Origin of the sequence: Microcystis sp. M53598_WE2 (assembly GCF_030067735.1) — a bacterium.
Lineage (GTDB): Bacteria > Cyanobacteriota > Cyanobacteriia > Cyanobacteriales > Microcystaceae > Microcystis > Microcystis aeruginosa.
Genome location: NZ_JASJFE010001099.1, coordinates 1 through 2,195, shown reverse-complemented (window position 1 = coordinate 2,195; position 2,195 = coordinate 1). Strand labels below are relative to the sequence as shown.

2 protein-coding genes are annotated in these 2,195 nt (G+C 49.2%); both read right to left on the bottom strand.

Annotation, left to right across the window (positions count from 1 at the left end; translation table 11 throughout):
- Positions 1–20: 20 nt before the first annotated feature.
- Positions 21–1,661, bottom strand: coding sequence for an MBL fold metallo-hydrolase (locus tag PX636_RS22410; RefSeq protein WP_288118995.1), 1,641 nt, complete (start codon positions 1,659–1,661; stop codon positions 21–23).
- Between the two features lie 24 nt (positions 1,662–1,685).
- The gene (locus PX636_RS22405) at positions 1,686–1,808 is read right to left on the bottom strand and encodes a DUF8629 family protein (protein WP_002737208.1); all 123 of its coding nucleotides are present in this window, start codon (positions 1,806–1,808) and stop codon (positions 1,686–1,688) included.
- Between the last annotated feature and the right edge of the window lie 387 nt (positions 1,809–2,195).

Genomic DNA, 2,195 nt, shown 5'->3' with positions numbered 1-2,195 from the left:
ATTTATTCAGCAGACCCTAATTATATATTGGCCTCAAAAACGGGACAATAGCCTTCGGGAACCACTTTAAAACCGTAGAGGGGAGAAGCGGGATTCCAACAGCGCTGACTTTTGTAGTGGACACAGACACGACAGCAATCCATCTCCTCTAAAGCTTTGGTGATGCGATTGGGACTCTCGCTTAATAATTCCCGTTGGGAGACTCCCCGCAATAATAATTCTTCCCCTTGCCAGCGCGCTTCCACCAGTCCCGTATCGGCGAAATTACTCCACCGGGGATCCCGGGTGATCGGCTCTGGTAAGGTGATAGTGACGGTCGAATCCGATTCATTTAATTCTCCCTCATAGTGGCTGGGGGCCGGGGGTGTCGGTTGCATAAAGCGATCGCCAATAGGCAATTCCACCAGAGTTCCCACGGCCGGGGAATGGAGTTGATAACGGCTTTGTAATTCTTCTAAACTGGTCAAATCCGCTAGATATAGGGGCGAGCCATGGACGAACATGATATGCTGCGGTCGCAGGTTATGGATCAGTTGGGTGGTGTTGCGACTATCGCTATGTTCGGCCAGTAGATAGGTTTCTTGGCTAATTAATCGCGAACGCTGTGCCGCTTTTAATCGGGGATTCTCCAGGTTGATATCGTGCAGGTGTTGGGGAGCTAACATTAACCAAGGTTTATCCCCTTGCAGATATTTACTCACCTCCTCTAGGCGATCGATTAGTAAAATTATCGGAGTGGTTCCCCCTAGAGGTGTCGGTTTTTCTGGCAACCTTCGCAACCGGGGACAGATGCGCTCATCCCAAAATAAGGGCTGATGTTTGGCAAAATTTTGCACAGATGCGGGAAATTGTGGTAAAATTTCCAGGTAGGCATCGCAAGCTTTAGCGATCTTGCCCCCAACCCAGATATCAATGTCGCGGCCTGTGAATTGGTGGTGCGACCGCAGTAATTTTAAAATTTCCTGACCCAATCCCAAAGCGGGGACGGGTAGTAAGACATTTTGCCCCTCAGCGATCGCATGATAGATGCGATTCATCAACTGTTTTTCCTGCTGTCGTCGGTGGGGATGGCGCTCTGTGCCGTAACTGCCTTCAATAATCAGCACATCGGGGGATATTCCCCGCAGCAGATCGATCGATAATCCTTCCACCAGTTGAAAATTAGACAGGGAAAAATCGCCTGTATAGAGGACCTTATAGGTGCGTTTGGGGGTTTTGTAGGTGAAGAGGACCACGGCAGCCCCAGGGAGGTGGCCGGCTGGAAAAATCTCGACGGTGAGATCATCAAAGAGAGCGATCGGCGATCGCCATGGCCAACCCTGACAGAAACTGCCGATTTCCTCGGCAGAATCCGGCCATTGTAGGGGCAGCAGTTGTACTGTCACCTCACTGGCATAAACTGGCAATTGGGGATAGGTCTGATGGAGAGCCATTAACCCACGGATGTGATCGCTGTGGGCATGACTACAGAACACCAGATCCACGGGTGGTTTTTTGTTTTGGGTGAGGGGTTGCATATCGGCCAAACCGCAATCTAAAAGTAGGCGATAGGGACCGATTGTCAGGAGGAGACAAACCCCTTCTGACGCGTGACCGACACCAAAAGGTAAACAGGATAAAAGGGATTTTGACCCCCAGACGGCAGTAGAGCGTTGAACCATGGCAACCCTGATTATGATGACTGGTTAGTGAGCGGAACCGTTGCCATCGTAGTTATCGCTATCGTAAAAACCGTTGCGGGTGCCGAAAAAGAGACAAGAGACGGTGAATACGGCCGTCAATGCCAACAAGATTAATTTGATGTCCATATAATTAGTGCAACTCCTCAGAGGGTATCTCCCCTCATACTAACCCAACTTTTTCGGTTGTTAGCAGCTAGGTTTCGGGTTTGACCATCGGCGCTCAACCTCTTTCCCCCACCATCGCCCGGTCTATGTTAATAATTAACGAAGGCAGGAAGCGGAGGGCAGGAGTCCGTTTTTGTAACGGGGATTTATACTCCGCTCCAAAAACTTTTCGCCAACCAGGAGCGAGGTTTTAGACCTGTCCATTAGTCACATCTTTCTTAACATTTCAAACCTTTGTAGCACAAGGCTTTCAAGACTCGGTTAACAATTTGTAATATTCCTTGTTGACACCCTTACTGACAAAGAAAAAACTGAAATCAAGTCAGGATAAGGGTTGGAGTGCTTACT